The 25,798-nt window shown below is 69.7% G+C and carries 27 protein-coding genes and 1 pseudogene; 18 read left to right on the top strand and 10 right to left on the bottom strand.

Going from position 1 to position 25,798, the window contains the following annotated elements; all coding sequences use genetic code 11:
- Positions 1-2,043 carry an NAD(+) synthase gene (locus CKW28_RS14155; protein WP_003926908.1) on the top strand — a complete coding sequence of 681 codons (2,043 nt, stop codon included), beginning with the start codon at positions 1-3 and terminating at the stop codon, positions 2,041-2,043.
- Between the two features lie 4 nt (positions 2,044-2,047).
- Here CKW28_RS14155 and CKW28_RS14150 read toward each other — a convergent pair whose 3' ends face one another.
- From CKW28_RS14150 to CKW28_RS14140, 3 genes are all read right to left on the bottom strand, one after another.
- On the bottom strand, positions 2,048-2,674 hold the full coding sequence (locus tag CKW28_RS14150; RefSeq protein ID WP_003926907.1) for a methyltransferase family protein: 627 nt from the start codon (positions 2,672-2,674) through the stop codon (positions 2,048-2,050).
- 70 nt (positions 2,675-2,744) lie between these two features.
- The gene (locus CKW28_RS14145) at positions 2,745-3,575 is read right to left on the bottom strand and encodes an enoyl-CoA hydratase/isomerase family protein (RefSeq protein WP_003926906.1); all 831 of its coding nucleotides are present in this window, start codon (positions 3,573-3,575) and stop codon (positions 2,745-2,747) included.
- Positions 3,572-4,477, bottom strand: a complete 906-nt coding sequence (locus CKW28_RS14140) for a ribokinase (protein WP_003926905.1) — start codon at positions 4,475-4,477, stop codon at positions 3,572-3,574. The genes CKW28_RS14145 and CKW28_RS14140 overlap by 4 nt, the downstream gene beginning before the upstream one ends.
- 140 nt (positions 4,478-4,617) lie before the next feature.
- Between CKW28_RS14140 and CKW28_RS14135 the strand changes: the two genes are divergently transcribed.
- The 8 genes from CKW28_RS14135 to CKW28_RS14100 are packed head-to-tail and all read left to right on the top strand — an operon-like array spanning position 4,618 to position 11,604.
- Positions 4,618-5,865 carry a glutamate-5-semialdehyde dehydrogenase gene (locus CKW28_RS14135; RefSeq protein ID WP_003926904.1) on the top strand — a complete coding sequence of 416 codons (1,248 nt, stop codon included), beginning with the start codon at positions 4,618-4,620 and terminating at the stop codon, positions 5,863-5,865.
- A 19-nt stretch (positions 5,866-5,884) separates the two neighbouring features.
- A complete protein-coding gene (locus tag CKW28_RS14130; RefSeq protein ID WP_003926903.1) occupies positions 5,885-6,775 on the top strand; it encodes an AAA family ATPase in 891 nt (296 codons plus the stop codon).
- Between the two features lie 8 nt (positions 6,776-6,783).
- Positions 6,784-8,226 carry a vWA domain-containing protein gene (locus tag CKW28_RS14125; protein WP_003926902.1) on the top strand — a complete coding sequence of 481 codons (1,443 nt, stop codon included), beginning with the start codon at positions 6,784-6,786 and terminating at the stop codon, positions 8,224-8,226.
- A gap of 42 nt (positions 8,227-8,268) precedes the next feature.
- Positions 8,269-8,943, top strand: coding sequence for a nicotinate-nucleotide adenylyltransferase (gene nadD / locus CKW28_RS14120; protein WP_081475549.1), 675 nt, complete (start codon positions 8,269-8,271; stop codon positions 8,941-8,943).
- The gene (gene rsfS, locus CKW28_RS14115; protein ID WP_003926900.1) at positions 8,940-9,335 is read left to right on the top strand and encodes a ribosome silencing factor; all 396 of its coding nucleotides are present in this window, start codon (positions 8,940-8,942) and stop codon (positions 9,333-9,335) included. Before nadD ends, rsfS begins: the two co-directional genes overlap by 4 nt.
- The gene (gpgP, locus tag CKW28_RS14110; protein WP_003926899.1) at positions 9,335-10,027 is read left to right on the top strand and encodes a glucosyl-3-phosphoglycerate phosphatase; all 693 of its coding nucleotides are present in this window, start codon (positions 9,335-9,337) and stop codon (positions 10,025-10,027) included. The genes rsfS and gpgP overlap by 1 nt, the downstream gene beginning before the upstream one ends.
- Positions 10,017-10,766, top strand: coding sequence for a diglucosylglycerate octanoyltransferase (gene octT / locus CKW28_RS14105; protein WP_003926898.1), 750 nt, complete (start codon positions 10,017-10,019; stop codon positions 10,764-10,766). Before gpgP ends, octT begins: the two co-directional genes overlap by 11 nt.
- A gap of 1 nt (position 10,767) precedes the next feature.
- Positions 10,768-11,604: a DegV family protein gene (locus CKW28_RS14100; protein WP_003926897.1), complete on the top strand. Its 837-nt coding sequence runs from the start codon at positions 10,768-10,770 to the stop codon at positions 11,602-11,604.
- A 55-nt stretch (positions 11,605-11,659) separates the two neighbouring features.
- Here CKW28_RS14100 and CKW28_RS14095 read toward each other — a convergent pair whose 3' ends face one another.
- Positions 11,660-11,965, bottom strand: a complete 306-nt coding sequence (locus CKW28_RS14095; protein ID WP_003926896.1) for a hypothetical protein — start codon at positions 11,963-11,965, stop codon at positions 11,660-11,662.
- Between the two features lie 184 nt (positions 11,966-12,149).
- Between CKW28_RS14095 and CKW28_RS14090 the strand changes: the two genes are divergently transcribed.
- The 4 genes from CKW28_RS14090 (at position 12,150) to holA (ending at position 16,152) form a co-directional block, all read left to right on the top strand.
- A complete protein-coding gene (locus CKW28_RS14090) occupies positions 12,150-12,569 on the top strand; it encodes a RidA family protein (protein WP_003926895.1) in 420 nt (139 codons plus the stop codon).
- 101 nt (positions 12,570-12,670) lie between these two features.
- Complete coding sequence (locus CKW28_RS14085; RefSeq protein ID WP_003926894.1) at positions 12,671-13,600, top strand: ComEA family DNA-binding protein; 930 nt, start codon at positions 12,671-12,673, stop codon at positions 13,598-13,600.
- A gap of 6 nt (positions 13,601-13,606) precedes the next feature.
- Entirely contained in the window at positions 13,607-15,172 is a 1,566-nt protein-coding gene (locus CKW28_RS14080) for a ComEC/Rec2 family competence protein (RefSeq protein WP_003926893.1), read from the top strand.
- A gap of 17 nt (positions 15,173-15,189) precedes the next feature.
- A complete protein-coding gene (holA, locus tag CKW28_RS14075; RefSeq protein ID WP_040547820.1) occupies positions 15,190-16,152 on the top strand; it encodes a DNA polymerase III subunit delta in 963 nt (320 codons plus the stop codon).
- A gap of 72 nt (positions 16,153-16,224) precedes the next feature.
- Here holA and rpsT read toward each other — a convergent pair whose 3' ends face one another.
- Positions 16,225-16,485, bottom strand: a complete 261-nt coding sequence (gene rpsT / locus CKW28_RS14070; RefSeq protein WP_003926891.1) for a 30S ribosomal protein S20 — start codon at positions 16,483-16,485, stop codon at positions 16,225-16,227.
- A gap of 89 nt (positions 16,486-16,574) precedes the next feature.
- The gene (locus CKW28_RS14065; protein WP_003926890.1) at positions 16,575-17,444 is read right to left on the bottom strand and encodes a ribonuclease Z; all 870 of its coding nucleotides are present in this window, start codon (positions 17,442-17,444) and stop codon (positions 16,575-16,577) included.
- Positions 17,445-17,573: 129 nt separating this feature from the next.
- On the opposite strand from CKW28_RS14065, the gene CKW28_RS14060 reads away from it, so the two are divergent.
- The gene (locus CKW28_RS14060; RefSeq protein WP_003926889.1) at positions 17,574-18,185 is read left to right on the top strand and encodes a GNAT family N-acetyltransferase; all 612 of its coding nucleotides are present in this window, start codon (positions 17,574-17,576) and stop codon (positions 18,183-18,185) included.
- A gap of 58 nt (positions 18,186-18,243) precedes the next feature.
- Positions 18,244-18,681, top strand: a complete 438-nt coding sequence (locus CKW28_RS14055; RefSeq protein WP_040547336.1) for a CBS domain-containing protein — start codon at positions 18,244-18,246, stop codon at positions 18,679-18,681.
- Here the strand turns inward: CKW28_RS14055 and CKW28_RS14050 are convergent, their stop codons facing one another.
- Positions 18,682-19,293, bottom strand: a complete 612-nt coding sequence (locus CKW28_RS14050; RefSeq protein ID WP_003926887.1) for a type II toxin-antitoxin system PemK/MazF family toxin — start codon at positions 19,291-19,293, stop codon at positions 18,682-18,684.
- Between the two features lie 11 nt (positions 19,294-19,304).
- On the opposite strand from CKW28_RS14050, the pseudogene lepA reads away from it, so the two are divergent.
- The 3 genes and pseudogenes from lepA to CKW28_RS14035 all read left to right on the top strand — a co-directional run bounded on the left by lepA (position 19,305) and on the right by CKW28_RS14035 (position 23,309).
- Positions 19,305-21,239: pseudogene (gene lepA / locus CKW28_RS14045) on the top strand (translation elongation factor 4).
- 164 nt (positions 21,240-21,403) lie between these two features.
- Entirely contained in the window at positions 21,404-22,156 is a 753-nt protein-coding gene (locus tag CKW28_RS14040; RefSeq protein ID WP_003926884.1) for a sensor domain-containing protein, read from the top strand.
- Positions 22,157-22,184: 28 nt separating this feature from the next.
- A complete protein-coding gene (locus CKW28_RS14035) occupies positions 22,185-23,309 on the top strand; it encodes a CapA family protein (RefSeq protein ID WP_003926883.1) in 1,125 nt (374 codons plus the stop codon).
- A gap of 13 nt (positions 23,310-23,322) precedes the next feature.
- Here CKW28_RS14035 and CKW28_RS14030 read toward each other — a convergent pair whose 3' ends face one another.
- Genes CKW28_RS14030 through cysK form a run of 3 tightly spaced genes read right to left on the bottom strand, consistent with a single transcriptional unit; the run spans position 23,323 to position 25,798 of the window.
- Positions 23,323-24,249 (bottom strand): amidohydrolase family protein, encoded by a 927-nt coding sequence (locus CKW28_RS14030; RefSeq protein WP_081475547.1) that lies wholly within the window; start codon positions 24,247-24,249, stop codon positions 23,323-23,325.
- Positions 24,250-24,270: 21 nt separating this feature from the next.
- Complete coding sequence (gene epsC, locus CKW28_RS14025; protein WP_003926881.1) at positions 24,271-24,855, bottom strand: serine O-acetyltransferase EpsC; 585 nt, start codon at positions 24,853-24,855, stop codon at positions 24,271-24,273.
- Positions 24,856-24,862: 7 nt separating this feature from the next.
- The gene (gene cysK / locus CKW28_RS14020; protein ID WP_003926880.1) at positions 24,863-25,798 is read right to left on the bottom strand and encodes a cysteine synthase A; all 936 of its coding nucleotides are present in this window, start codon (positions 25,796-25,798) and stop codon (positions 24,863-24,865) included.

Genomic DNA, 25,798 nt, shown 5'->3' with positions numbered 1-25,798 from the left:
ATGAACTTCTACTCGGCATACCGTCACGGCTTCGTCCGGGTCGCCGCGTGCACCCATCACACGGTGCTGGCCGATCCGGCCGTCAACGCCGAGGCGGTGCTGCGGTTGGCGCGCGACTGCCACGAGGACAGCGCGGCGCTGGCGGTGTTCCCCGAGCTCACCCTGACCGGGTATTCGATCGAGGACATCGTCATGCAGGACGCGCTGCTGGACGCGGTGGAGGAGGCGTTGCTCGACGTCATCGACCGGTCCACGCAGCTGATGCCGGTGCTGGTCGTCGGTGCGCCGTTGCGATACCGGCACCGCATCTACAACACCGCGGTGGTGATCCACCGCGGCCGGGTGCTGGGGGTCGTGCCGAAGTCGTACCTGCCCACCTACCGCGAGTTCTACGAGAGCCGCCAGATCGCAGCCGGCGACACCGAACGGGGGGAGATCCGGATCGGTGATCAGGAGGTGCCGTTCGGGCCGAACCTGTTGTTCGCCGCCGCCGATATGCCCGGGTTCGTCCTGCATGTGGAGATCTGTGAGGACATGTTCGTTCCGGTGCCGCCGAGTGCCGAAGCCGCGTTGGCGGGTGCGACGGTGCTGGCGAACCTGTCCGGCAGCCCGATCACCATCGGGCGGGCCGAGGACCGGAGCCTGCTGGCCCGGTCGGCGTCGTCGCGGTGTCTGGCCGCTTACGTGTATGCCGCGGCCGGGGCGGGTGAGTCGACCACCGATCTGGCCTGGGACGGCCAGACCATGGTGTGGGAGAACGGTGTCTGCCTGGCCCAGTCGGAGCGGTTCCCGCAGGGGGAGCGCCGCTCGGTGGCCGACGTGGATCTGGAGTTGCTGCGCAATGAGCGGATCCGGATGGGCACCTTCGACGACAACCGGCGGCATCACGGCATCGACGAGACGCTCTTCCGCCGGGTCGAGTTCGTGCTGGATCCGCCCACCGAAGACATCGGTCTGCGTCGCGATGTGCAGCGGTTCCCGTTCGTCCCCTCGGATCCGGCTCGGCTGGAACAGGACTGCTACGAGGCCTACAACATCCAGGTTGCGGGTCTGGAACAGCGGTTGCGGGCACTGAACTATCCGAAGGTGGTGCTCGGCGTCTCCGGGGGCCTGGATTCCACCCATGCGCTGATCGTCGCCGCCAAGGCGATGGACCGGGAGGGCCGGCCGCGCAGCGACATCCTCGCGTTCACCCTGCCCGGCTTCGCGACCGGAGAACGCACCAAACGCAATGCGATCCGGCTCGCCGAGGCACTCGGCGTGACGTTCGAGACCATCGACATCTCCTCGACCGCCGAGTTGATGCTGACCAACATCGGTCATCCGTTCGCCAAGGGCGAGCAGGTCTACGACGTCACCTTCGAGAACGTGCAGGCCGGCCTGCGGACCGACTATCTGTTCCGGCTGGCCAGTCAGCGCGGCGGAATCGTGTTGGGCACCGGTGATCTCTCCGAGCTGGCGTTGGGCTGGTCGACCTACGGGGTGGGCGATCAGATGTCGCACTACAACGTCAACGCCGGGGTGCCGAAAACGCTGATCCAGCATCTGATCCGGTGGGTCATCTCGACGGGACAGTTCGACGACAGCGTGAACGAGGTGCTGCAGGCGGTGCTGGACACCGAGATCAGCCCCGAACTCGTCCCGACCGGCGAGGACGAGGAGATCCAGAGCACCGAGGCGAAGATCGGTCCTTATGTGCTGCAGGACTTCACCCTGTTCCAGGTGCTGCGGTACGGGTTCCGGCCGTCGAAGGTGGCGTTCTTGGCCTGGCACGCCTGGAGTGACGCGAGCCGGGGGGAGTGGCCGGCCGGCTATCCGGAGGACAAACGCCCCGAGTACTCCTTGGAGGACATCCGGCACTGGCTGCAGGTGTTCGCGCAGCGGTTCTACTCGTTCAGCCAGTTCAAGCGGTCCGCGATGCCCAACGGACCGAAGGTGAGTGCCGGCGGTTCGCTGTCCCCGCGGGGCGATTGGCGGGCCCCGTCGGATATGTCGGCGCGCACCTGGCTGGCCGAGATCGAACGCGACATCCCCCAGCGGTGAGGGGTCACCCCCCGCTGTCGGTGCGTCTTCGGCCCACGCGAGGGACGAATCTGCCCACCTCGGCGAGGTATTCGCGGTATTCGGCGCCGTGCACCGCTGCCAGATAGGGCTCCTCGACCACCCGAACCTGCAGTTGGATGGAGCCGAGCAGCAGTGCGAATCCGAGGACGGCGATGACATTGGGCGTCACCAGAGCGACGCCCGAGCCGAAGATCAGCATCGCGGTGAAGATCGGGTTGCGCACCAGGCCGAAGACCCCGCCGCGAACCAGTGTCGTCGTTTCGGTCTGATCGACACCGATCCGCCACGACTCGCCCATATCGATCTGGGCATAGACCGTCGCCGCGATACCGGCCACAGCCAGTACGACCCCGACTCCGTGCAGCCACCCGGCGTCGGTCAGCGGCGTCACCACACCGACCTCTTGCAGCATCGGCGCCAGCACCGCCGTCGCCAGTGCCGCGACAAAGCCCACACCGGCGAACCACTCCGCGGAACCGAACCGACCGCTGAGTCCCCGGAAACCGGTCGAACCGGTGCGGCGGTATTGGACCCAACTGCGCCAACCGAATCCCAGCAGCGCGAACACTGTGAAGAGGACCAGGGCCGTCGCCGGCCACATCGTGCGCATACCGCGACAATACATCCAATCGTGTATTCAGGTAAGGCTGTATCGCCGTGCGGGGGTGACTCGGGGGTGACTACAGCCGGCCGTCGATGCGCAGGTCCGGGTGCACCCAGTCGGGCGAGCGGCGTTCCTTGAACGCCAAAAACCCCTCGATCGACTCCGGTGCGCCCAGGCTGGACTGCATCCCGATGCGGTCGTACAGCCCGATGTAGTTGTCCAGGCTCGACTTGACGACGGCCCGCGCCCTGGGGGCGGTGCGGCAGCACTGGGCCAGCACCTCGCGGGCGGCGTCCTGCAGCTCGTCGTGCGGTACGACCCGCGCGACCAGCCCCCAGTCCAGCGCCTCCTGAGCCGACAGGGTGCGGCCGGTGAACATCAGATCGCGGGTGCGCACCGGGCCGATCAACCGGGCCAGCATGTGGCTGTAGTAGGTGTCGGCGATCCCGCGGTACAGCTCCGGCACCCGGAAGGTGGCGCGGTCGCTGACCACCGCCATGTCGGCGCACAACGCGATCTGCAGTCCGCCGCCCTGACACAACCCGTTGACCGCGGCGACCACCGGTTTGGCGGACTGCCGCAGGGTGTCGAACGGCAGTGCGTCCATCCCGAGCGCGGATCCGAACGTCAGCCAGTTGTCCTCACCGCCGCCGCCCATGTCGCCGCCGGGGCTGAACACGTCCCCGGTGCCGGTGATCAGCAGCCCGGCGAGATCCGGATCCGAGCCGACGTGGTTGACCGCGTACTTGATGCCGAAGTACATTGCCGGCGTCATCGCATTGCGCGCCTCCGGGCGGTCCAGTGTGCAGATCCCGAACGGGCCCTCCCGGTCGAACCGCAGGAACTTCGTGCCCAGCCAGTCACCTTGGGGCGGGCGGGGTGCGTCCGGTGTCGGTGTGCTCGTCATGGATCTCCTAGCCTCTCCACGTCGCCTCTGATGGCGCCATCGATGGCCTTACTGTAAGGGGCGCAATCGCCGGCGCCGGGAATCAGTGTCGCCAGCGCGCCCGCCGCACACGCCCGCCGCACCGCCCGCTGCGGTCCGGTGTGCCACTCGGCGGCCAGCACCCCGGCGAACACATCGCCGGCGCCGGTGCTGTCCACCGCCGCGACCTCCGGTGCGGGCACGTCGAAGGCCCCGGCGATGCCCTGGTAGCGGGCCCCGGCCGCGCCGCGGGTGACCACCAGATGCGGCACCGGCCAACGCCACTGCCGCGCTTCGGTTTCGTTGACCACCACGACGTCGGTGAGCCCGGCCAGCGTCTGCAACTCGGCGGACGGCGCCCCCGCCGGCGACGCGTTGACGATGACGACCGCGCCGGCGGCGCGCGCCCGGCGCGCCGCCGCCACCGCGGTGGCCGCCGGGATCTCCAGCTGCATCAGCACCACGTCACTGGCGGCGATGATCGCGCCGGCCGAGGCGCTGTCGTCGGCGCCGTCACCCTCGGCGTCGATGGTCAGCGCCGCGTTCGCCCCGGGAGCCACGACGATGGTGTTCTCGGCGTCGGAGTCGACCACGATCACCGCCGAGCCGCTCGGCCCGGCCACCGTCGTGACCCCGTCGAGGCCCACCCCGTTGTCGCGCAGATGGCTGCGGAGCCGTTCACCGGCAGCGTCGTCACCGAGTGCCGCGATGAGCTCGACGTCGGCCCCCGCCCGGGCGGCCGCGACGGCCTGGTTGCCGCCCTTGCCGCCGGGCGCCGAGGACATCGAGTGGGCCAGCACCGTCTCGCCACGCTCGGGCAGCGCATCGACGTTGAACGTCAGATCGAGGTTGACACTTCCCACCACACAGACCCGGGCCGCCACGATGTCGGACGTTAGGGAGCGCACCGCACCAGCACAACCCGCCGCACGCCGGTCGGGCGCCCGCCCGCGCCCGGCCGGTCGGGCGCCCGCCCGCGCACCCGCGCCATTCGTCATGACATAACAACCGATATCCTGGTCAGATGAGTGTGGAAGCCCCCTCGGTGCCCGGGCTGCGTCAACAGGTGCACGACGCGGCCCGTCGTGCGCGTGGCGCCTCGCGTGGTCTGGCGACGCTAGGCACCACGGTCAAGAATCAAGCCCTGCACGCCGCCGCCGACGCGATCCTCGCCGGCGCGGACGCCATCCTGGCCGCCAACGCCGAAGATCTCGAGACCGCCCGGGCCGCCGGCACACCGGAGGCGATGCTGGACCGGCTCGCGCTGAATCCGCAGCGCATCGACGGTATCGCCGCCGGACTGCGCCAGGTCGCCGGCCTGCCCGACCCGGTCGGGGAGGTGCTGCGCGGCCGCACCCTGCCCAACGGTCTGCAACTCCGTCAACAGCGGGTGCCGCTCGGCGTGGTCGGCATCGTCTACGAGGGACGGCCCAACGTCACCGTCGACGCCTTCGGGTTGACGCTGAAGTCCGGCAATGCGGTGCTGCTGCGCGGCAGCTCGTCGGCGGCGCGATCCAACGCGGCGCTGGTGGAGGTGCTGCGGGCGTCGTTGACCGAACAACAGCTCGACCCCGACGCGGTGCAGCTGCTGCCCAGCGACGACCGGGCCAGTGTGACGCATCTGATCCAGGCCCGCGGCCTGGTCGACGTGGTGATCCCGCGGGGTGGCGCCGGGTTGATCGAGGCGGTGGTGCGTGACGCGCAGGTGCCGACGATCGAGACCGGCACCGGAAACTGCCACGTCTACGTCCACTCCGCCGCCGACCTCGACATCGCTGAGCGGATCGTGCTGAACTCGAAGACCCGCCGGCCCAGCGTCTGCAACTCCGCTGAGTCGCTGCTGATCGACGCCGGAATCGCCGATGAGGCGCTGCCGCGGCTGGTCGGGGCGCTGGAGCAGGCCGGTGTCGTCGTGCGCCGTGACCCGTCCGAGGAGGACCTGCGGGCCGAGTTCCTGTCGATGGACATCGCGCTGGTCGTGGTCGACGGCCTGGACGCGGCGATCGAGCACATCAACGAGTACGGGACCGGCCACACCGAAGCGATCGTCACCACCGATCTGGCGGCGGCCCAGAAGTTCAGCGACGAGGTCGACGCCGCCGCGGTGATGGTCAACGCCTCCACCGCCTTCACCGACGGTGAGCAGTTCGGGTTCGGTGCCGAAATCGGTATCTCCACCCAGAAATTGCACGCCCGGGGCCCGATGGGGCTGCCCGAGCTGACGTCCACCAAGTGGATCGTGTGGGGGCACGGCCACACCCGTCCGGCCTGACCCACAGGAGAAGATATCCGTGAGCCTTCCTGCCCGCTCGGCGCCGCTGTTCGCCGACATCGACGATGTGTCCCGGCGACTCGCCGAGACCGGCTATCTGCCCGACACCGCGACCGCGACCGCGGTCTACCTCGCCGATCGGCTCGGCAAGCCGCTGCTGGTGGAAGGACCCGCAGGGGTGGGCAAGACCGAACTGGCCCGGGCGGTGGCGCAGGCCACCGGTTCGGAACTGGTCCGGTTGCAGTGCTATGAGGGCGTCGACGAGGCCCGTGCGTTGTACGAGTGGAACCACGCCAAGCAGATCCTGCGAATCCAGGCCGGAAACGCGGGTGCGGGCGGCGAAGCCTGGGAACGCACCAAAGACGATGTGTTCAGTGAGGAATTCCTGCTGTCCCGGCCGCTGCTGACCGCGATCCGGCGCACCGAGCCGACGGTGCTGCTGATCGACGAGACCGACAAGGCCGACATCGAGATCGAGGGTCTGCTGCTGGAGGTGCTCTCCGATTTCGCGGTGACCGTGCCGGAACTGGGCACCATCACCGCCGAGCGCATCCCGTTCGTCGTGCTCACCTCCAACGCCACCCGGGAGTTGTCCGAGGCGCTGAAGCGCCGCTGCCTGTTCCTGCACATCGACTTCCCCGATCCGGATCTGGAGCGGCGCATCCTGCTGTCCCGGGTGCCGGAGCTCCCGGAGCGGATCGCATCGGAACTGGTGCGCATCGTCGGGGTGTTGCGCGGTATGCAACTCAAGAAACTGCCCTCGGTCGCCGAGACGATCGACTGGGCCCGCACCGTGCTGGCGCTGGGCATGGACACCATCGACGACGAGATGATCGCCGCCACCCTGGGGGTGGTGCTCAAACATCAGTCCGACCAGCAGCGCGCGATCAGCGAACTGAAGCTGAACTAGGGATCGCGATGGCTGTCCGCCGCACCCGCCCACCGCAGCCGCTGGCGCCGCACGGCATCCCCGGCCATCTGGTGGAGTTCATCGAAGCCCTGCGGGCACAGGGGATTTACGTCGGGCCGTCGGAGACGGTGGACGCCGGCCGGGTGGTATCGGTGCTCGGGCTGGGCGACCGGGAGGTGTTGCGGGAGGGCATCGCCTGCGCGGTGCTGCGCCGGCCCGATCACCGCGACACCTACGACGCGCTGTTCGACCTGTACTTCCCTGCGGCGCTGGGGGCGCGCACCGTGCTCGACGAGGACGGCGAGCCCACCGACGACCCCGGGTTGCCGGCCGAGGACATCGAGGCGATGCGTGCCGCGCTGCTCGATCTGCTCGCCGACAACGAGGAACTCGCGAATCTCGACGAACGGCTGGCCATGATGATCGCCAAGATCGTCGAGGCCTACGGCCGGTACAACTCCAGCCGCGGACCGTCGTACTCGTCATATCAGGCGCTCAAGGCGATGGCCCTGGACGACCTGGAGGGCCGGCTGCTTGCCGGGCTGCTCGCACCGTACGGCGACGAACCCACACCGAGTCAGGAGCAGATCGCCAAAGCCATTGCCGCGCAGCGAATCCTGCAGCTGAAGCAGATGGTGGAGGCGGAGACGAAGCGGCGCACCGCCGAACAGCTCGGCCGGGAACACGTCCAGATGTACGGGGTGCCGCAGCTGGCGGAGAACGTCGAATTCCTGCGTGCCTCCGGTGAACAACTGCGCCAGATGCAGCGGGTGGTGGCGCCGCTGGCCCGGATGCTGGCCACCCGGCTGGCCGCGCGCCGCCGCCGCGCCCGCGCCGGTGAGATCGATCTGCGCAAGACATTACGCAGATCGATGTCGACCGGCGGGGTCCCGATCGACCTGGTGCTGAAGAAACCGCATCCGGCCCGGCCGGAACTGGCGGTGCTGTGCGATGTGTCGGGTTCGGTGGCCGGGTTCAGCCACTTCACCCTGATGCTGGTGCACGCGCTGCGCCAACAGTTCAGCCGGGTCCGGGTCTTCGCCTTCATCGACACCACCGACGAGGTCACCGACCTGTTCGGACCCGACGCCGATCTGGCCGTGGCGGTGCAGCGCATCACCCGCGAAGCCGAGGTGTTCACCCGCGACGGGCACTCCGACTACGGCCACGCGTTCGTGTCCTTTCTGGACAAGTACCCCAACGCGCTGTCGCCGCGCAGCTCGCTGCTGATCCTCGGTGACGGCCGCAACAACTACCGCAATCCGGAATTGGAGCTGCTGGAACGGATGGTCGACGCCAGCCGGCACGCGCACTGGCTCAACCCCGAACCGCGGCACCTGTGGGGCAGCGGCGACTCCGCGGTGCCGAGATACTCCGAGGTCATCACCATGCACGAATGCCGGTCTGCCAAACAGCTGGCCGCGGTCATCGATCAGCTGCTGCCGGTCTGACCCCGGCCGTCCCGGCGCAGGCCTACCGTAAGCTCGATATTTGTGCAATCGCGGACCCGGAGACTCGGTGTGATGGGTGGGACGTTCGATCCCATCCATCACGGTCACTTGGTCGCTGCCAGTGAGGTCGCCGATCTGTTCGATCTCGACGAGGTGCTGTTCGTGCCGACCGGTCAGCCCTGGCAGAAGCACCGCGAGGTCACCGCCGCCGAAGACCGCTATCTGATGACGGTCATCGCGACGGCGTCCAACCCCCGCTTCGGGGTGAGCCGGGTCGACATCGACCGTCCGGGACCCACCTACACCCGGGACACGCTGCGCGACCTCAAGACCATGCACCCCGACGCCGAGTTGTACTTCATCACCGGCGCCGATGCGCTGGCATCGATCCTGTCCTGGCAGGACTGGGAGGAGATGTTCTCGCTGGCCCGGTTCGTCGGGGTGAGCCGGCCGGGGTACGAACTGGACGGGGAGCACATCCTCGGCGCGTTGAAGGAGAAGCCCGCCGACGCGCTGACCCTGGTCGAGGTGCCGGCGCTGGCGATCTCGTCCAGTGACTGCCGGGCGCGGGCCGCGGCCGGGCGGCCGATCTGGTATCTGGTGCCCGACGGGGTGGTGCAGTACGTGGCCAAACGCAAGCTGTATCAGAACCCGGACCGGGTCGTCCCACAACCATCAGCGAAGCGCGCGTGCGCGAAGAGCCAAGGAGATCAGTGACGGCGTCCAAGGAAGCCATCGAGATGGCGACGGTGGCGGCCCGTGCGGCTGCGGCCAAACTCGCCGAAGACGTGGTGGTGATCGATGTGTCGGGGCAGTTGGTCATCACCGACTGCTTCGTCATCGCGTCGGCCTCCAACGAGCGTCAGGTCAACGCGATCGTCGACGAGGTGGAGGAGAAGATGCGGCGCGCGGGCTACAAACCGGCCCGCCGGGAAGGCACCCGCGAAGGTCGCTGGACACTGCTGGACTACATCGACGTCGTGGTGCACATCCAGCATCAGGACGAGCGCGAGTTCTATGCCCTCGACCGGCTGTGGCGGGACTGCCCCACCGTCCCGGTCGATCTGGACCCCGCCGATGTCGACCCCGCCGATCGGGATGGCGCGTGATGCGGGTACGCAAACTGGTGATGCTGCGGCACGGGCAGACCGAGTACAACGCGGGCAGCCGGATGCAGGGGCAGCTCGACACCGACCTCAGCGATCTGGGCCGGGCGCAGGCCGTCGCGGTCGCCGAGGTGCTGTCCAAACGTCAACCGCTGGCGATCGTGTCGTCGGATCTGCGGCGCGCGTTCGACACCGCGGTGGAACTGGGGGACCGTTCCGGGTTGCCGGTGCAGGTCGACCCGCGGCTGCGGGAAACCCATCTCGGAGAATGGCAGGGTTTGACCCATCTGGAGGTCGATGCGGCGGCCCCCGGGGCGCGGCTGGCCTGGCGCGACGATGCCCGGTGGGCGCCGCACGGCGGCGAGAGCCGCGTCGACGTCGCGGCCCGCAGCCTGCCCCTGGTCGCCGAGCTGGTTGCCGAACACCGAGACTGGGGCGCCGACGGTCAGGACCGCCCGGTGGTTCTGGTGGCGCACGGCGGTCTGATCGCCGCGTTGACCGCGGCCCTGCTCGGGTTGCCGGTGGACAACTGGCCGGCGCTGGGCGGTATGGGCAACGCCAGCTGGGTGCAGTTGAGCGGGCACGGTCCGGCCGATCCGGACGGCGGCGATCCGGACGGTTCGGTGTTCGACCGCATCCGCTGGCGGCTCGACGTGTGGAACGCTTCGGCACAGGTCGCCGGCGATGTCCTCTGACCGTGGCGACGGGCGGCCGCCCGTCCTGCTGGTGTTCGCCGACTCGTTGGCGTACTACGGTCCCACCGGCGGGCTGCCCGCCGATGACCCCCGGATCTGGCCGAATCTCGTTGCACAGCAACTGGGGTGGGATGTCGAGCTGATCGGGCGGATCGGCTGGACCTCCCGCGACGTGTGGTGGGCGGCGACCCAGGACCCGAGGGCGTGGGCGGCGTTGCCCCGCGCCGGTGCGGTGATCTTCGCGACCGGCGGCATGGATTCGCTGCCCTCACCGCTGCCCACGGCACTGCGGGAGTTGATCCGCTATGTCCGCCCGCCGCGGCTGCGGCGCTGGGTGCGCGACGGTTACGGCTGGCTGCAGCCTCGGCTGTCACCGTATGCGAGATCGGCGCTGCCCCCGCATGTGTCGGTGCAGTATCTCGAGATGACCCGCGGCGCGATCGATTTCAACCGGCCCGGGATCCCGGTGGTGGCGGCGCTGCCGTCGGTGCACATCGCCGACACCTATGGTCGGGCGCACCACGGGCGCGAGCCGACCGCGCGGGCGATCACCCGATGGGCCGACGAGCACGATGTGGCATTGGTGGACTTCAAAGCGGCGGTGGAGGACCACATCATGAGCGGCCGGGGGAATCCGGACGGTATCCACTGGAACTTCGAGGCGCACCGGGCGGTGGCCGATCTGATGCTCAAGGCACTGGCCGAAGCGGGGGTGCCGCCCGACGGACTGGAGCGCTGACGTGGCGGTCGTGGTGGTCACCGACTCCTCGGCACGGCTGTCCGCCGAGGTCCGTTCCCGGTGGGCGATCCGGCAGGTGCCGTTGCATGTGCTCGTCGACGGCACCGATCTTCGGGACGGAATCGATCCGGTGCCGCACGACATCCACAACCGACCGAATGTCACCACGGCCGGCGCCACCCCGCTCGAACTGAGCGAGGCGTATCGCAGCGCGCTGGCCGACAGCGACGGCGACGGCGTCGTGGCGGTGCACATCTCGGCGGCGCTGTCGGGCACCTTCGGTTCCGCCGTGCAGACCGCCCGGGAGTTCGGTCCCGCCGTGCGGGTGGTCAACTCCCGATCCGCGGCAATGGGTGTCGGCTTCGTCGCGCTCGCCGCGGCCAGGGCGGCCGCCGACGGCGCCGACCTCGACGCCGTGGAGGCGGCCGCCCGCGCCGCGGTGTCCCGCAGTCACGCCTTCATCGTGGTGCACCGGCTGGACAATCTGCGTCGCAGCGGCCGGATCGGCGCGGCGTCGTCCTGGCTGGGCACCGCATTGGCGTTGAAACCGTTGCTGTCGCTGGACGAAGACGGCCGGCTGGTGCTCGACCAGCGCATCCGGACGGTCACCAAGGCGCACGCCGCCCTGATCGACAAGGCGGCCGAGACCATCGGTGATCAGCGGGCGATGGTGGCCGTGCACCACGTCGACAACCACGACGCCGCCGACGCGGTCGGCGCCGCACTGACCAGCCGACTCCCGCACATCGAATCGCTGACGGTGTCGGACATGGGGCCGGTGCTGGGCGTGCACGTCGGCGGTGGCGCGGTCGGCGTGTGCATCGGGCTGCTGCAGTGAATCCCGTTGCGGCACAGTGATCCTTGCCGTACGACGGCAAAGTCTCCGCACCCGCCTATCTCACGTCGACGTAGACGGTTCGGCCGGTCACGGTGGTGACGATGTCGTCACCGGCGCCGGCCACCCCGGAGTCGGTGCGGCTGTAGGTCTGTCCCGGCCGGATGGCGACAACGGTGGCGCGGTTCAACGGTGCGGTGCCGATGCGGTTGACGATGACGCGGTAACCGTCGCGCTGCAACTGACTGATGACGGTGTCGGCGGTGCCAGGTTCGGCCGGTGCAGCGACGGCGGTTCCGGTCAGTCCGGCTGTGGCAGCGGTCAATCCGCCGGCGACCAGGGTGGCGATGGCCAGCTTCGTCATGAGACGCCTCGCTTTCGTTGTGACACCCGGTTTCGGGCTTCTGTCAGTGATGTCCGGTGGAACCCCGGGCGTCGGCGGTTGATTTCGCGATGGCAGCAATTGATCGGCACCTGGCAGAAACCGAGTCGTGCCGGTGCGATCCGGTCCGCAGGCCGACCTATGCTGTCGCGGTGGTGAGGAACTCATGACCACCGGTATCCGATCGTTCACGTTCGGTAAGGACGACGGTGTGCCCCCGCCGGTGGCGCCGTTCGCCCACGCCACCGCGGCCGGGCCCACGTTGTACGTCACCGGTCAGATGCCCACCGATACCACCGGCGCGCTGGTCGGCGACGACATCGCGACGCAGACCGATCAGGTGCTGCGAAATCTTCTCCGGGTCACCGAGTTGTGCGGGGGCGGCATCGCCGACGTGGTGCAGGTGCGGGCGTATCTGCTGAACTGGTCGGACTACGAGGCGTTCAACGACGCGTATGCGTCCTGGTTCCCGCAGCGGTTGCCCTCCCGCACCTGTGTGGGCGTGACCGGGCTGGCGGTCGGAGCGCTGGTCGAGATCGACTGGGTGTGCTGGCGCAGCGACGGCTGGGATCGGGACGGATCCTGACCGGCCGAGCATCATCCACAATCGCGGCTTTGTCCCCAGCCCGGCGCAGCCGGTGCTGAGCTGACCACAACCGGTCGGCCGGCGGCCCTACCGTCGGGCACATGCGTACCGAACTCCCGGCCGCCCGGTTGTACCGGCGCCTCGGCGCCGGCCACCATCCCGACAGCGGGTCCGGCCGCACCGACACCGGGGAAGACCGCGGGGAGGACCGCGGGGAAGAACGCGGCGAGGACCGCGGGGAGGAAGGGACGGCCGCGAACGAATCCGGGACTGCGCCGGATGCGGTGCTGTCGAAGTGGCTGCCCGACAACACCGACGGCGCATCCGGTGGATGGCTGGCCGCGATCCGCGCCGATCCCGGCCGGGCCGGGGCCGTCGCGCTCGTTGCCGTCGGTGTGACCGCGGTGCTGATCACCATCTTCGCCCTGGTGCGTGACGAGACGCCGCCGGTGATGTCGGCCAACCTGCCGCCGGTGGAGATGGTCTCGTCCGCGAGCGCCGCACCCGGACCGCAGACCACTGCGGCCCCGGATGAACCGGTGGTGGTGAGTGTGGTCGGTCTGGTCCACAAACCCGGACTGGTCCGGCTGGCGCCCGGCGCCCGGGTGGCGGACGCCCTCACCGCCGCCGGCGGCGCCGTCGGCGGGGCGGACCTGATCGGACTCAACATGGCCCGCCGGGTCACCGACGGGGAACAGATCATCGTGGGTATCGCCGCCGTGCCCGGTGAGCCTGCGGCACTGGGAAGTTCGATCAGTACCGGGGCGGGCGATCCGGCCGGCGCCCCGGCGAGCGGGGCCGGCGAATCCACCGCGCCCGACCCGGGCGGCGCCGCCGGCGGATCGGTCAACCTCAACACCGCGACGGTGGAGCAACTCGACACCCTTCCCGGCATCGGCCCGGTCACCGCCGAGGCCATCGTGGCGTGGCGGGACCGCAACGGGCGGTTCGACAGTGTCGACCAGCTGCTCGAGGTCGACGGCATCGGCCCGGCGCGGCTGGACAAGCTGCGCGACCGGGTCCACGTCTGACGCGCGGTGTCCGGACCGGGCCCGGGCGACGGCGACCAGCATGACCTCAACGGCGGCCAGCGAGACCACTACGACCTGCGGTTGGTCCCGGCTGCCGGGACCGCGTGGGCTGTCACCGCGGCCGGAATCGTGTGGCCCGGCGGCGGTGCGCTGCCGGCGGCCCTGCTCTCGGTGGCGCTCACGGTGGCGGTGGGGTGGTGGGGGAGCACCCGATCAGCGGCCGGCGGGCGCACCCTCGCCGCCGGGGTCGTCGCGGTCGCCGCCGTCGGCGCGGCGATGGCGGTCGCGATCACCCTGCGTACCGACCACCTGGACCGCCACCCGCTGACCGACCGATACGGCACCGTGGCCGGCGTGGTGGTCACCCCGACCGAGATTCCCCGTCCGCTCGGCGGCGGGCGGCTGATGTTTCGGGGCACGCTGCGGTCCGCCGACGGGCAGCGGATGTCCGGGCGGGTGGTGGTGTTCGCGTCCGCGGCCCGCTACGGCGAGCTGATCGCGGGCCAGCCGGCCGGGTTCACCGCCCGGATCGGCCGGCCGGCGCGGCGCGACCTGACCGTGGCGACCCTGTCCGCGACGGGAAGTCCGGTGCCCGGCGACGCCCCGGCGTTGCTGCGCGCCGCTCATCGGGTCCGGGCCGGGTTCGCCGAATCGGCGCGGGCGGTGCTGCCGGCCGAGCAGGCGGCGATGCTGCCCGCCCTGGTGCTCGGTGACACCTCGGCGGTCAGCGGGCGGGTGACCGCGGAATTCCGGGCCGCCGGTCTGACCCATCTGACCGCGGTGTCCGGCGCCAACGTCACGATCGTCTGCGGTGCGGTGCTGCTGTCCGCGGCGGTGGTGGGTCCCCGCTGCGCGGTGGCGGCCGCCGCGGTGGCGCTGGTGGCGTTCGTGATCGTGGTGTTGCCGTCGGCCAGTGTGCTGCGGGCCGCGGTGATGGCCGCCATCACCCTGCTCGCGATGGTGTCGCACCGCCGCCGCCAGGCGATTCCGGCGCTGGCGGCCAGTGTGCTCGGATTGGTCGTCGCCGCACCCGAACTCGCCGTCGACGCCGGGTTCGCGCTGTCGGTGGCGGCGACGGCCGCGCTGATCGTCATCGCCCCCGCATGGTCGCGGCGGTTGACCGCACGGGGCTGGCCGAAACCGCTGGCCGACGCGGTCAGCATCGCCACTGCCGCGCAGGTGGTCACCGCCCCGCTGATCGCCGGCATCTCCGGGCGGCTCAGCCTGGTGTCGATCGCCGCGAACCTCGCTGTGGCGGTGGTGATTCCACCGATCACGGTGTTGGGGACGGTGGCCGCGGCGCTCGGCGCCTGCTGGCCGGACGGCGCCCAGCTGCTGATCCGGTTCGCCGGCCCGGAGGTGTGGTGGTTACTGGAGGTGGCGCGGTGGTCGGCCGCCGTGCCGGGTTCGGCGGTGCCGGTGCCGTCCGGTGTCGCCGGGGTGACCGTGGTGGCCGGCGGCGCCGTCGCGGCGGTGCTGCTGTGGCGGCGGCCGTGGATTCGGTGGGCCACCGCCGGGACGGTACTGAGCCTCGTCGCGTGGACGGTGGCCGGGCCCGGACCGTCGGGGTGACATGGCACGATCGTGGCGTGAGTGATCAGGATGGCCGGTTGCATCTGGTGCTCGGTGACGAGGAGTTCCTGGTGGAACGCGCGGTCGCGGCGGTGCTGCGGGATGCCAGGCGCCGCGCCGGATCCGCCGACATTCCGGTGAACCGGATGCGGGCCGGCGATGTCAGCACCCACGAACTCGCCGAACTACTCAGCCCGTCGCTGTTCGCCGACGAACGGGTGGTGGTGCTCGAGCCCGCCGCCGAAGCCGGGAAGGACGCCGTCGCGCTGATCTCCGACGCCGCCGCCGACCTGCCCGCGGGCATCGTGCTGGTGGTCGTCCACTCCGGTGGCGGCCGGGCCAAGGCCCTGGCGGAGAAGTTGAAAAAGCTTGGCGCCCAGGTGTATCCGTGTGCCCGTATCACCAAACAAGCCGATCGCGCCGAGTTCGTGCGGCGCGAGTTCCGGGCGGGCAAGGTGAAGGTGTCCGACGACACCGTCGCCGCGGTGCTGGACGCCGTCGGCTCGGACATCCGCGAGCTGGCGGCGGTCTGCTCCCAGTTGATCGCCGACACCGGCGGTCAGGTGGACGCCGCCGCGGTCCGCCGGTACTACAGCGGCAAGGCGGAGGTGAAGGGATACGACATCGCCGACAAGGCAGTGGTCGGCGATGTGGCCGGGGCGGCCGAGGCGTTGCGGTGGGCGTTGATGCGGGGAGAACCGCATGTGGTGCTGGCCGACGCACTGGCCGAAGCGGTGCACAGCATCGCCCGGGTCGGGCCGGTGTCGGGCGATCCGTACCGGCTGGCCGGAGAGCTCGGCATGCCGCCCTGGCGGGTGCAGAAGGCGCAGAAGCAGGCGCGGCGATGGTCACGGGAATCGGTCGCCGAGGCCATCCGGTTGGTGGCCGCCCTCAACGCCGACGTCAAAGGCGCGGCCGCCGACGCCGAATACGCCCTGGAGTCGACGGTGCGGAAGGTGGCCGAACTGGTCGCGGACTGACCCGGACCCGTCGGCTCCGGATGTGATCGCCTGCCGATCAGAGGCCGATCAGCGGCGGTTCCAGACTGTTGATCAGATCTTGTTGAACGCCTGCCACAGCGCCGACTTGCGGTTGGCCGCCTGGTTCTTGTGGATGACGCCCTTGCTGGCCGCCTTGTCGAGCTTGCGGCTGGTCGCGTGCAGCAGCTCTTCGGCTTTGGCCTTGTCGCCGGCCTCCAGAGCCTCGCGGTAGCGACGGACCGCCGTGTTGAGCGAGGACTTCACCGACTTGTTGCGGAGTCGACGGCGCTCATTCTGACGGTTGCGCTTCTCCTGCGACTTGATGTTGGCCACGCGTAAGTCCTTCGTATTCCTCAGCTGGGGTCTTCAAGCGGTGACGCCGCCCCCAGGGGGCGGGCAGCAAGGGATCAGGTTACCAGCGGTTACGGCGAAGTCCCAAAGCGAGCGGAGCCGACGCCCGGATGGACCTGCACCCGGTGCAGGTCATCACCCACCTCGATCTGCCGGCTGAAGGTGGTGGCGGCCTGCGCCCGCCACTCATCCTCCTGGCCGGGCTGGACCGGCGGGAGGTAGTGGGTGAGGATCAGGATCCCGACGCCCGCCCGTTCCGCCGTCGCACCGGCCTCCTGCGGGGAGGAGTGGTACTCGCAGATCTCGCGGATCCGCTGCTGGGGGAGCTGGGCTATCAATTCCTTGCGGATGACGGTGTGCACCATCGCTCCCGCCCCGGCCGCCAGCTCATCGAGGCTCTCGCACGGGACGGTGTCGCCGGCCAGCACGACCGACGCCCCGTCGTGCTCGACGCGGAACCCGATGGTCGGCGTCACGGGCCGGTGGTCGGTCGGCGCCACCCGGATCCGAACCCCGTCGACGTCCCATACCACGCCCTCGGTGGCCTCCTTGACGTCGACCTGCGGTGGAGTGGTCAGATCCGCGTGGTGCTTCATCCGGTAGCCGATGTCGTGGCCGAACGCGCGCAGCGTCGCCGACACCACCTCGGCGGTACCGGGCGGGCCGATGATCGGCAACGGCGGCAGCTGCGGGTCGAAATTGCTGATCCACCGGGTGATGAGCAGATCGCCCAGGTCGGCGATGTGATCGCTGTGCAGATGCGTCAGCAGCAACGCCGTCAGGGCGGTGGCGCTGGTCTCGGCGCCCGCCATCCGCTGCTGCACCCCGCGGCCGCAGTCGATCAACAACGTCTGGTGGCCGGCGCGCACCAACGTCGACGGACCGGCGCGGTGGGCGTCGGGGACCGGGCTTCCGGTGCCGAGCAGAGTGACCTCGATCATGACCCCATGCCTACCGGTTCCGGCCCCGTCCCGGGGCCGAAACGAGACGGTCGGACCGGAGACGTGTGGCAGGGTTCGATGGTGGAGGTCGTTCGATGGTGGAGGTCGTTCGATGGTGGAGGTCGTTCGATGGTGCAGGTCGAGGTGCAGCCCGCCCGGCGCGGGATGGCCAACCGGCTGGGTTCCACCCTGGGCCGGGCGTTCCAGGACGATCCGCTGATGGTGTGGATGCTGCCCGACCCCGGTGCGCGGGCCCGCGGCCTGCCCCGGATCTTCGCCGCCATGACCCGCCATCACTTCCTCGGTCTCGACGCCAGCGAGGTGGCGGGAACGGCCGGACATCCCGTCGCGGCCGCGGCGCTGTGGGATCCGCCCGGGCACTGGAAGTCGGCCTGGTGGCAGGACCTGCTCATGATGCCCGCGTTCCTGCGCGCATTCGGTCGCCGGGCGGCCGCCGCCCGGCAGGCCGACGAGCTCATGAAGAAGCACCATCCCGAAGAGCCGCACTGGTACCTCGCGGTGATCGGCAGCGACCCGGCGGTGCGCGGCCGGGGCTTCGGGCAGGCGCTCATGCGGTCCCGGCTGGACCGGGTCGACGCCGAGCACGCACCCGCCTACCTGGAGTGCACCAACCCCGACAACGTGGCCTACTACCAGCGGTTCGGATTCGACGTCACCGCCGAGATCGAACTCCCCGACGGGGGTCCGCGCATGTTTCTGATGTGGCGCCCGGCGCGCTGACGACACGGTAGGCTGTGGGAATCGATGTGAAATAGATCACTTCACCAGCGGGGGCGCCATGCGTATCGCGGACGTACTTCGTCGGAAGGGCTCGACGGTGGCCACCGTCACCGAAACCACGACGATCACCGGGCTGCTCGCCGAGATGGCGACGCACAATGTCGGCGCGATGGTGGTGGTCCGTCCGGACGGGTCCGGAGGGATCGCCGGGATGGTGTCCGAGCGCGACGTCGTCCGCAAACTGCACCAACGGGGCGCGAACCTGCTCGATCAGCCGGTGTCGGAGATCATGACCAGCCTGGTGGTGACGTGTTCGCCCGACGACGCGGTCGACGATCTGGCGGCGATGATGACCGACAACCGGGTGCGCCACGTCCCGGTGCTGGTGGACGGCCGGCTCGCCGGGATCGTCAGCATCGGTGACGTCGTCAAGACCCGGCTGGAGGAGCTGGAGGCCGAGCAGGAGCAGTTGCACGCCTACATCACCGGCGGATAGTCAGCTCCAGGAGTATTCGGCGCGCAGCCGCGCGGCGACCAGTTCGAATGTGTGCCGTTCGAGGATCGCGCCCTCGCGGCGGATGCCCTCCTCGGGCACGTCCAGCACCCGGTCCAGCCGCACCCAGCTGGTCCGGCCCTCGTAGTCCCAGCTGCCCGACCCGATGTTCACCCACTCCGGGTCGTCGGCGTGATGTTGCTGACTGGACAGCATCAGACCGAGCAGGGTGTTCCGGTCCCGGCCGACCACCAGCACCGGGCGGTCCTTGCCGCGGGTCGGGTCGTCCTCGTAGGCCACCCAGGTCCACACGATCTCGCCCGGGTCGGCGCGGCCGTCGAGGTCGGGCGCGTAGACCACCCTGCGGGCCCGCTGCGCGGTCGGCACGCTGTGCCGGGTGATGGGACGGCCGGTGAGGGTGGGGGTCGCCTCCTCGGCGATGGCGCCGGCCAGCGCGTTCAGCCCGGCGTCGAGGCCCATCCGCAGACCGCGCTGCACATTGCGCGGCAGACCGTCGGGCTTCTGCAGTTGGCGGATGAGTCTCGGCGCTTCGTCGAACACCAGCTTCTCGGTGGCCTGCACGAAGCGCTGGAACGGCTTCCACTGCGACGCCATGTTTCGAGCATATGTGAACGACGGCCCGCGATTGTGCCGCCGAAGCCGTCGCTGGATACCCTGGTGAGGCATACCCGACCGGTCTTCACCAGGAGATTCCCATCAGCAGCTTCGCTGACAAGACATTCACCGATCCCGAGCGGATCCGGAACTTCTGCATCATCGCCCACATCGACCACGGCAAGTCGACGTTGGCGGACCGGATGCTGCAGTTGACCGGGGTCGTCGACGACCGCACCATGCGGGCCCAGTACCTGGACCGGATGGACATCGAGCGTGAACGTGGCATCACGATCAAGGCGCAGAACGTCCGGCTGCCGTGGCGGGTCGACGGTGTCGACCACGTGTTGCACCTGATCGACACCCCCGGGCACGTCGACTTCACCTACGAGGTGTCGCGCGCCCTGGCGGCGTGCGAGGGTGCGGTGCTACTGGTCGACGCCGCCCAGGGCATCGAGGCGCAGACGCTGGCGAACCTGTACCTGGCGCTGGACCGTGACCTGGTGATCATCCCGGTGCTCAACAAGATCGACCTGCCCGCCGCCGACCCGGACCGGTACGCCGCTGAGATCGCCAACATCATCGGATGCGAGCCCGAAGAGGTGCTGCGGGTGTCGGGCAAGACGGGGGAGGGCGTCGCCGAACTGCTCGACCAGGTGGTGCGCCAGGTTCCCCCACCGGTCGGTGACCCGGACGCGCCGACCCGGGCGATGATCTTCGACTCGGTATACGACATCTACCGCGGCGTGGTGACCTATGTGCGTGTCGTCGACGGCAAGATCACGCCGCGCGAGCGCATCGTGATGATGTCCACCGGCGCCACCCACGAACTGCTCGAGGTGGGCATCGTCTCACCGGAACCCAAACCGTCGGACGGCCTCGGCGTCGGCGAGGTGGGATATCTGATCACCGGGGTCAAGGATGTGCGCCAGTCCAAGGTCGGCGACACCGTGACCGCCGCCCGCAACGGGGCGACCGAACCGCTGACCGGCTACCGCGAACCCAAACCCATGGTCTACTCGGGGCTGTATCCGGTCGACGGCTCGGACTACCCGGTGCTGCGCGACGCGCTGGAGAAGCTGCAGCTCAACGATGCGGCGCTGACCTGGGAGCCGGAGACGTCGGTGGCGCTCGGGTTCGGGTTCCGGTTGGGATTCCTGGGCCTGCTGCACCTGGAGATCACCCGGGAACGGCTGGAACGTGAATTCGACCTCGATCTGATCTCCACCGCGCCGAACGTCGTCTACCGGGTGATCCAGGAGGACGGCACCGAGGTGAAGGTCACCAACCCGTCCGACTGGCCCGAGGGCAAGATCCGGGCGGTGTACGAGCCGGTGGTGAAGGTGACCATCATCGCGCCCAGCGAGTTCATCGGCTCGATCATGGAGTTGTGCCAGGCCCGGCGCGGTGAACTGCAGGGCATGGACTACCTGTCGCCGGAACGCGTCGAGCTGCGCTACATCATGCCGTTGGGCGAGATCATCTTCGACTTCTTCGACTCGCTGAAGTCGCGCACCCGCGGCTACGCCAGCCTGGACTACGAGGAGGCTGGCGAGCGGGAGTCGTCGCTGGTGAAGGTCGACATCCTGCTGCAGGGTGAGCCGGTCGACGCGTTCAGCGCGATCGTGCACAAGGACGCGGCCTACGAGTACGGCAGCAAGATGACCACCAAACTGCGTGAACTGATCCCGCGTCAGCAGTTCGAGGTGCCGGTGCAGGCCGCGATCGGGTCCAAGATCATCGCCCGGGAGAACATCCGCGCCATCCGCAAGGACGTGCTGTCCAAGTGCTACGGCGGCGACATCAGCCGTAAGCGCAAGCTGCTGGAGAAGCAGAAGGAGGGCAAGAAGCGGATGAAGACGATCGGCCGGGTCGATGTGCCGCAGGAGGCGTTCGTCGCGGCCCTGTCCACCGACGCGGCCGGGGACAAGAACGCCAAGAAATAGGCGGCCGGAAAACCAGAAGCAGGACCGAGACCGACGCCGGCGGCCGAAACCGGGGCCGCCGCCCGGCTTGGGGAAAACGCCCGCAGCGCCGCCGGGGACGTGTTATCGAGGAGTACGGCGAATGCGCCGGTTCTCGATGCGCGGGTTCGGTTCCAGGAGACGGTATGCGGCGATTCGGGGCGACGGTCGCGGTGGCGGCCGTCGGTGTCTGCCTCGCCGGTTGCACGGTGACCGCCGACCCGCAGGCGGCCGAGTCGCCGCCCGCCGTGCGGATCGATCCGGCTGTCGTGCCGTCCGAGTCGCGGCCGCTGGCGCCGATCCTGCCGACCGCCGAGGAACTGAGCGATCTGCTGGGCACCGCGGGGTTCACCGGACCGCTCGTCGACGGCGACGCGGACGCCCTGCTGGCGGGGATCACCGACGCCGCCGCCAGCCCTCCCGAGTGTGTCGGGCCCGCCTACCGCCTGCAGAAGTCGGTGTACGGCACCGGCCCGGTCCGGGGCGTGGCCAGCCGATCGTGGGCCGGCGGGTCCGGCGAGCAGCCGACGATGTCCGGCTTCTTCGGCGTGGTCCGGTTCGCCACCCCAACCGACGCCGAGGCGTTCTTCGCCGCGGCGGCCGACACCTGGTACCGCTGCAACGGGCAGACCCTGGTACTGGACCAGCGGGGTGGGGGAGCGAGCCGCATCACCGGCGTGACGGTCGATCATGCCGGCGAGCACGCCGTGGTGTCCGCCGTGGTCATGCGCGACACCGGCACGGCGATGCAGCGCGCCCTCGGCGTGGCGCGGGATTACGTCGTGGACATCGAGATCACCGATGGGGAGATCACCGATGAGCTCACCGGCGGCGCAGCGGCCGGCGACACCAGGGGAGCGGTCGCGGTGGCCGACCTGATGCTGCGCAAGATCGGTTGACCGACCCGGCTGCCCGGATACTGGTGCTGTGACTTCCCGGACCGCGTCGGACGTCCTCGTCTTCCTGACCGGTGACGTGATGACCGGGCGCGGCGTCGACCAGATCCTCGCCCGTCCCGGCGACCCGACGCTGCGCGAGCCGGTGGTGAAGGACGCCAGAACCTATGTGCGGCTGGCGGAACGGGTCAACGGCGCGATCCCGGCGCCGGTCGACTCGACCTGGCCGTGGGGGGAGGCACTGGCGGTCCTCGCCGACGTGCGGCCCGACGTCCGGGTGATCAACCTGGAGACCAGCGTGACCACCAGCGCCGAGTTCGCGCCGGGCAAGGCGGTGCACTACCGGATGCACCCCGCCAATGTCGACTGCCTCACGGCGGTCGGCCCCGACGTGTGCGCGTTGGCCAACAACCACGTCCTCGACTTCGGCCGCGCGGGACTCGCGGACACGCTGCGGACCCTGTACGACGCCGGAATCGGTTGTGCCGGCGCGGGTCTGGACCTCGACGAAGCCGAACGGCCCGCGACCGTGCCGGCCGGGGAGCACACCCGGGTCGTGGTCGCCTCGGTGGGCGCCACCACCAGCGGAGTCCCCGCCGGGTGGGCGGCCGGCCACCGGCGTCCCGGGGTGGCGCTGCTGCCGGATCTGTCCGAACACACCGCGGCGGCGGTGGCCCGCCGGGTGCTGGCCGGCACGCGCGACGGCGACATCGCGGTGGTGTCGGTGCACTGGGGTTCGAACTGGGGATATGACGTCGACGAGGAACAGATCCGGTTCGGGCGCCGGTTGATCGACGAGGGCGTCGACGTGGTCCACGGGCACTCGTCGCACCACCCGCGGCCGATCGAGGTGTACCGCGGCAAGCTCATCCTTCACGGATGTGGCGACATGATCGACGACTACGAGGGCATCGGCGGCCACGAGATGTTCCGCCCGGAACTGCGGCTGATGTACTTCGCGTCGATCGACCGTCGCGACGGGCGGCTCACGGCGCTGACGATGGCGCCGATGCGGATGCGGCGGATGCGCCTCGAGCACGCCTCGGATTCCGACGCGGAGTGGCTGCGCGGCACGCTCGAGCATGCGAGTCGCCGGTTCGGCACCGTGGTGCGGCGCGCCGCCGACGGCATGCTGGCGGTGGACGTGGGCCCGTGAGCCGGTGGGCGCGTCACACCCTGAACAGCTCGGCGGCGTTGCGGTACAGCACGTTGCACAACCAGTCGTCGTCGATGCCGGGCAGTTCGGTCAGCACCTGCAGCGCATGCGGATACGGATACGGGATGTTCGGGAAATCGCTGCCGAACACGATCCGCTCACCGAGGCCGGCCAGCCGCGGGTACTGGTCGGCGGGAAACGGCATGACCTTCTCGGCGAAATCGGTGAAGGCCATCGTGGTGTCCAACCGGACACCGTCGAATCGTTCGGCCAGATCGATGAAGTCGACGTATTCGGGCATCCCCATGTGCGCGATGATCAGCCGCAGCCGGGGGTGTCGCCCCAACAGCGATCGGACCGGCTCCGGCCCGGTGAACTCGCCCGGCGCCGGACCCGACCCGCAGTGGATCACCACCGGGACCCCGGCGTCCTCGATGACACCCCACACGTCGTCGAGCAGCGGGTCGGTGGGGTCGTAGCCGCCGACCTGGACGTGCACCTTGAAGACCCGCACGCCGTCGTCGATCGCCCGGGTGACGTACTCGGCGACACCGGGTTCCGGATAGAAGGTGGCGGTCGCCAGGCAATCCGGTGTGGTGCGGGCGAACTCGGCCGCCCACTGGTTCAGCCACGCCGCCATGTCGGGTTTGTGGGGGTACACCAGCGAGGTGAACCGGGTGACACCGAAACCGCGCAGCACCTCGACCCGCTCGGTCTCGGCCAGGCGGTAGCTGATCGGCCATTCGCGGCCGACCAGGGGTCCGGCCGAGTCGAAGTACCGCCACACCTTGTCCATCACCCGTTTGGGCATGAAGTGGGTGTGCACGTCGATCAGACCCGGCAGACCGAGCCCGCGCCACAGCTCGCGCACCGCCCCGGCCTCACCATTCGGCCGCCGAACGTCAGCCTGTGTGCCAGAACCAGGCCCGATATGACTCATGAGCTCACGTTCGACCCACGATCAGATGTACATGGCCGGGTCGATGTAGCAGGTGGGGTCGACGGCCTCCTCGCGCTCCCGATCGGTGCGACGCCGCACCACCGCGGGTATGCCGGTCGCTATCGACTCCGGGGGAACATCGCGGGTGACGACGGCGTTGGCGCCGATCGCGCTGTCGTCGCCGACCGTGATCGGGCCCAGCACCTTGGCGCCGGCGCCGATCGTGACCCGGTTGCCGATCGTCGGGTGGCGCTTGACCTTCTTGAGGGTGCGGCCACCCAACGTCACCCCGTGGTAGATCATCACATCGTCGCCGATCTCTGCGGTCTCGCCGATCACGACGCCCATGCCGTGGTCGATGAAGAAGCGCCGGCCGATGGTGGCGCCCGGGTGGATCTCGATACCGGTGACCGCCCGGACGATCTGCATCAGCACCCGGGCGGGCCCCCGCAGCGCCGGCCGGGCCCACATCCGGTGCGCCACCCGGTGCGCCCAGATGGCGTGCAGGCCCGAATACACCAGCGCGTTCTCCAGGTCCCCACGCGCGGCCGGATCATGGGCCCGGGCGTTGCGCAGATCCTCCCGGAGTACGGCGAACAGTGCCATGACGGTCTCAGTCCCGGATGTGTTCGAACAGCGCTGTGGACACGTAGCGTTCGCCGAAGTCGGGGATGACCACCACGATCACCTTCCCGGCGTTCTCCGGACGCTTCGCCACCTCCAGTGCGGCCCACACGTTGGCCCCCGCCGAGATGCCGCCCAGGATGCCCTCCTGGGTGGCCAGCGCACGCGAGACGGAGATCGCGTCCTCGAATCCGGCGTCGATGATCTCGTCGTAGACATCGCGGTCGAGCACCTCGGGGATGAAGTTCGCCCCGATGCCCTGGATCTTGTGCGGACCGGGTTGGCCACCGTTGAGGATCGGGGAGTCCAGCGGCTCCACGCCGACGATCTTCACCCCGGGCTTGCGGGACTTGAGCAGCCGGCCGACACCGGTCAGCGTGCCACCGGTGCCGATCCCGGCGACGAAGATGTCGACCGTGCCGTCGGTGTCGGCCCACACCTCCTCGCCGGTGGTGCGCTCGTGGATGTCGGGATTGGCGGGGTTGGCGAACTGCTTCGCCGCCACCGCGTTCTCGGTCTCGGCGAGAATCTGCTCGGCGCGGGCGACGGCGCCGGCCATACCCTCGGCGCCGGGCGTGAGCACGATCTCGGCGCCGAACGCCCGCAGCATCACCCGGCGTTCGACCGACATGGTGTCCGGCATGGTCAGAATCACCCGGTAGCCACGCGCCGCGCCCACCATCGCCAGCGCGATACCGGTGTTACCGCTGGTGGCTTCCACGATGGTGCCGCCCGGTTTGAGCGCGCCGGAGGCCTCCGCCGCGTCGACGATCGCCACACCGATACGGTCCTTGACGCTGTTGGCCGGGTTGTAGAACTCCAGCTTGGCCAGCACCTGGGCGTCGAGACCCTCGGTGAGGCGATTGAGCCGGACCAGTGGTGTGCGTCCGACGATTTCGGTGACGTCGTTGTAGATATTGCCCAT

The sequence above is a fragment of the Mycolicibacterium thermoresistibile genome (assembly GCF_900187065.1).
Classification (GTDB): Bacteria; Actinomycetota; Actinomycetes; order Mycobacteriales; family Mycobacteriaceae; genus Mycobacterium; species Mycobacterium thermoresistibile.
Note: the sequence above shows the minus strand (reverse complement) of the source record. Positions and strands in the feature narration are given on the sequence as shown.

Bases quoted from the DNA above. Each gene is read 5' to 3' on its own strand.
- CKW28_RS14155 (WP_003926908.1), top strand. From the start codon at position 1: ATGAACTTCTACTCGGCATACCGTCACGGCTTCGTCCGGGTCGCCGCG.
- CKW28_RS14150 (WP_003926907.1), bottom strand. From the start codon at position 2,674: ATGCGCACGATGTGGCCGGCGACGGCCCTGGTCCTCTTCACAGTGTTC.
- CKW28_RS14145 (WP_003926906.1), bottom strand. From the start codon at position 3,575: ATGACGAGCACACCGACACCGGACGCACCCCGCCCGCCCCAAGGTGAC.
- CKW28_RS14135 (WP_003926904.1), top strand. From the start codon at position 4,618: ATGAGTGTGGAAGCCCCCTCGGTGCCCGGGCTGCGTCAACAGGTGCAC.
- CKW28_RS14125 (WP_003926902.1), top strand. From the start codon at position 6,784: ATGGCTGTCCGCCGCACCCGCCCACCGCAGCCGCTGGCGCCGCACGGC.
- gpgP (WP_003926899.1), top strand. From the start codon at position 9,335: ATGCGGGTACGCAAACTGGTGATGCTGCGGCACGGGCAGACCGAGTAC.
- octT (WP_003926898.1), top strand. From the start codon at position 10,017: ATGTCCTCTGACCGTGGCGACGGGCGGCCGCCCGTCCTGCTGGTGTTC.
- CKW28_RS14095 (WP_003926896.1), bottom strand. From the start codon at position 11,965: ATGACGAAGCTGGCCATCGCCACCCTGGTCGCCGGCGGATTGACCGCT.
- CKW28_RS14090 (WP_003926895.1), top strand. From the start codon at position 12,150: ATGACCACCGGTATCCGATCGTTCACGTTCGGTAAGGACGACGGTGTG.
- CKW28_RS14085 (WP_003926894.1), top strand. From the start codon at position 12,671: ATGCGTACCGAACTCCCGGCCGCCCGGTTGTACCGGCGCCTCGGCGCC.
- CKW28_RS14065 (WP_003926890.1), bottom strand. From the start codon at position 17,444: ATGATCGAGGTCACTCTGCTCGGCACCGGAAGCCCGGTCCCCGACGCC.
- CKW28_RS14060 (WP_003926889.1), top strand. From the start codon at position 17,574: ATGGTGCAGGTCGAGGTGCAGCCCGCCCGGCGCGGGATGGCCAACCGG.
- CKW28_RS14055 (WP_040547336.1), top strand. From the start codon at position 18,244: ATGCGTATCGCGGACGTACTTCGTCGGAAGGGCTCGACGGTGGCCACC.
- CKW28_RS14050 (WP_003926887.1), bottom strand. From the start codon at position 19,293: ATGGCGTCGCAGTGGAAGCCGTTCCAGCGCTTCGTGCAGGCCACCGAG.
- CKW28_RS14040 (WP_003926884.1), top strand. From the start codon at position 21,404: ATGCGGCGATTCGGGGCGACGGTCGCGGTGGCGGCCGTCGGTGTCTGC.
- CKW28_RS14030 (WP_081475547.1), bottom strand. From the start codon at position 24,249: ATGAGTCATATCGGGCCTGGTTCTGGCACACAGGCTGACGTTCGGCGG.
- epsC (WP_003926881.1), bottom strand. From the start codon at position 24,855: ATGGCACTGTTCGCCGTACTCCGGGAGGATCTGCGCAACGCCCGGGCC.
- cysK (WP_003926880.1), bottom strand. From the start codon at position 25,798: ATGGGCAATATCTACAACGACGTCACCGAAATCGTCGGACGCACACCA.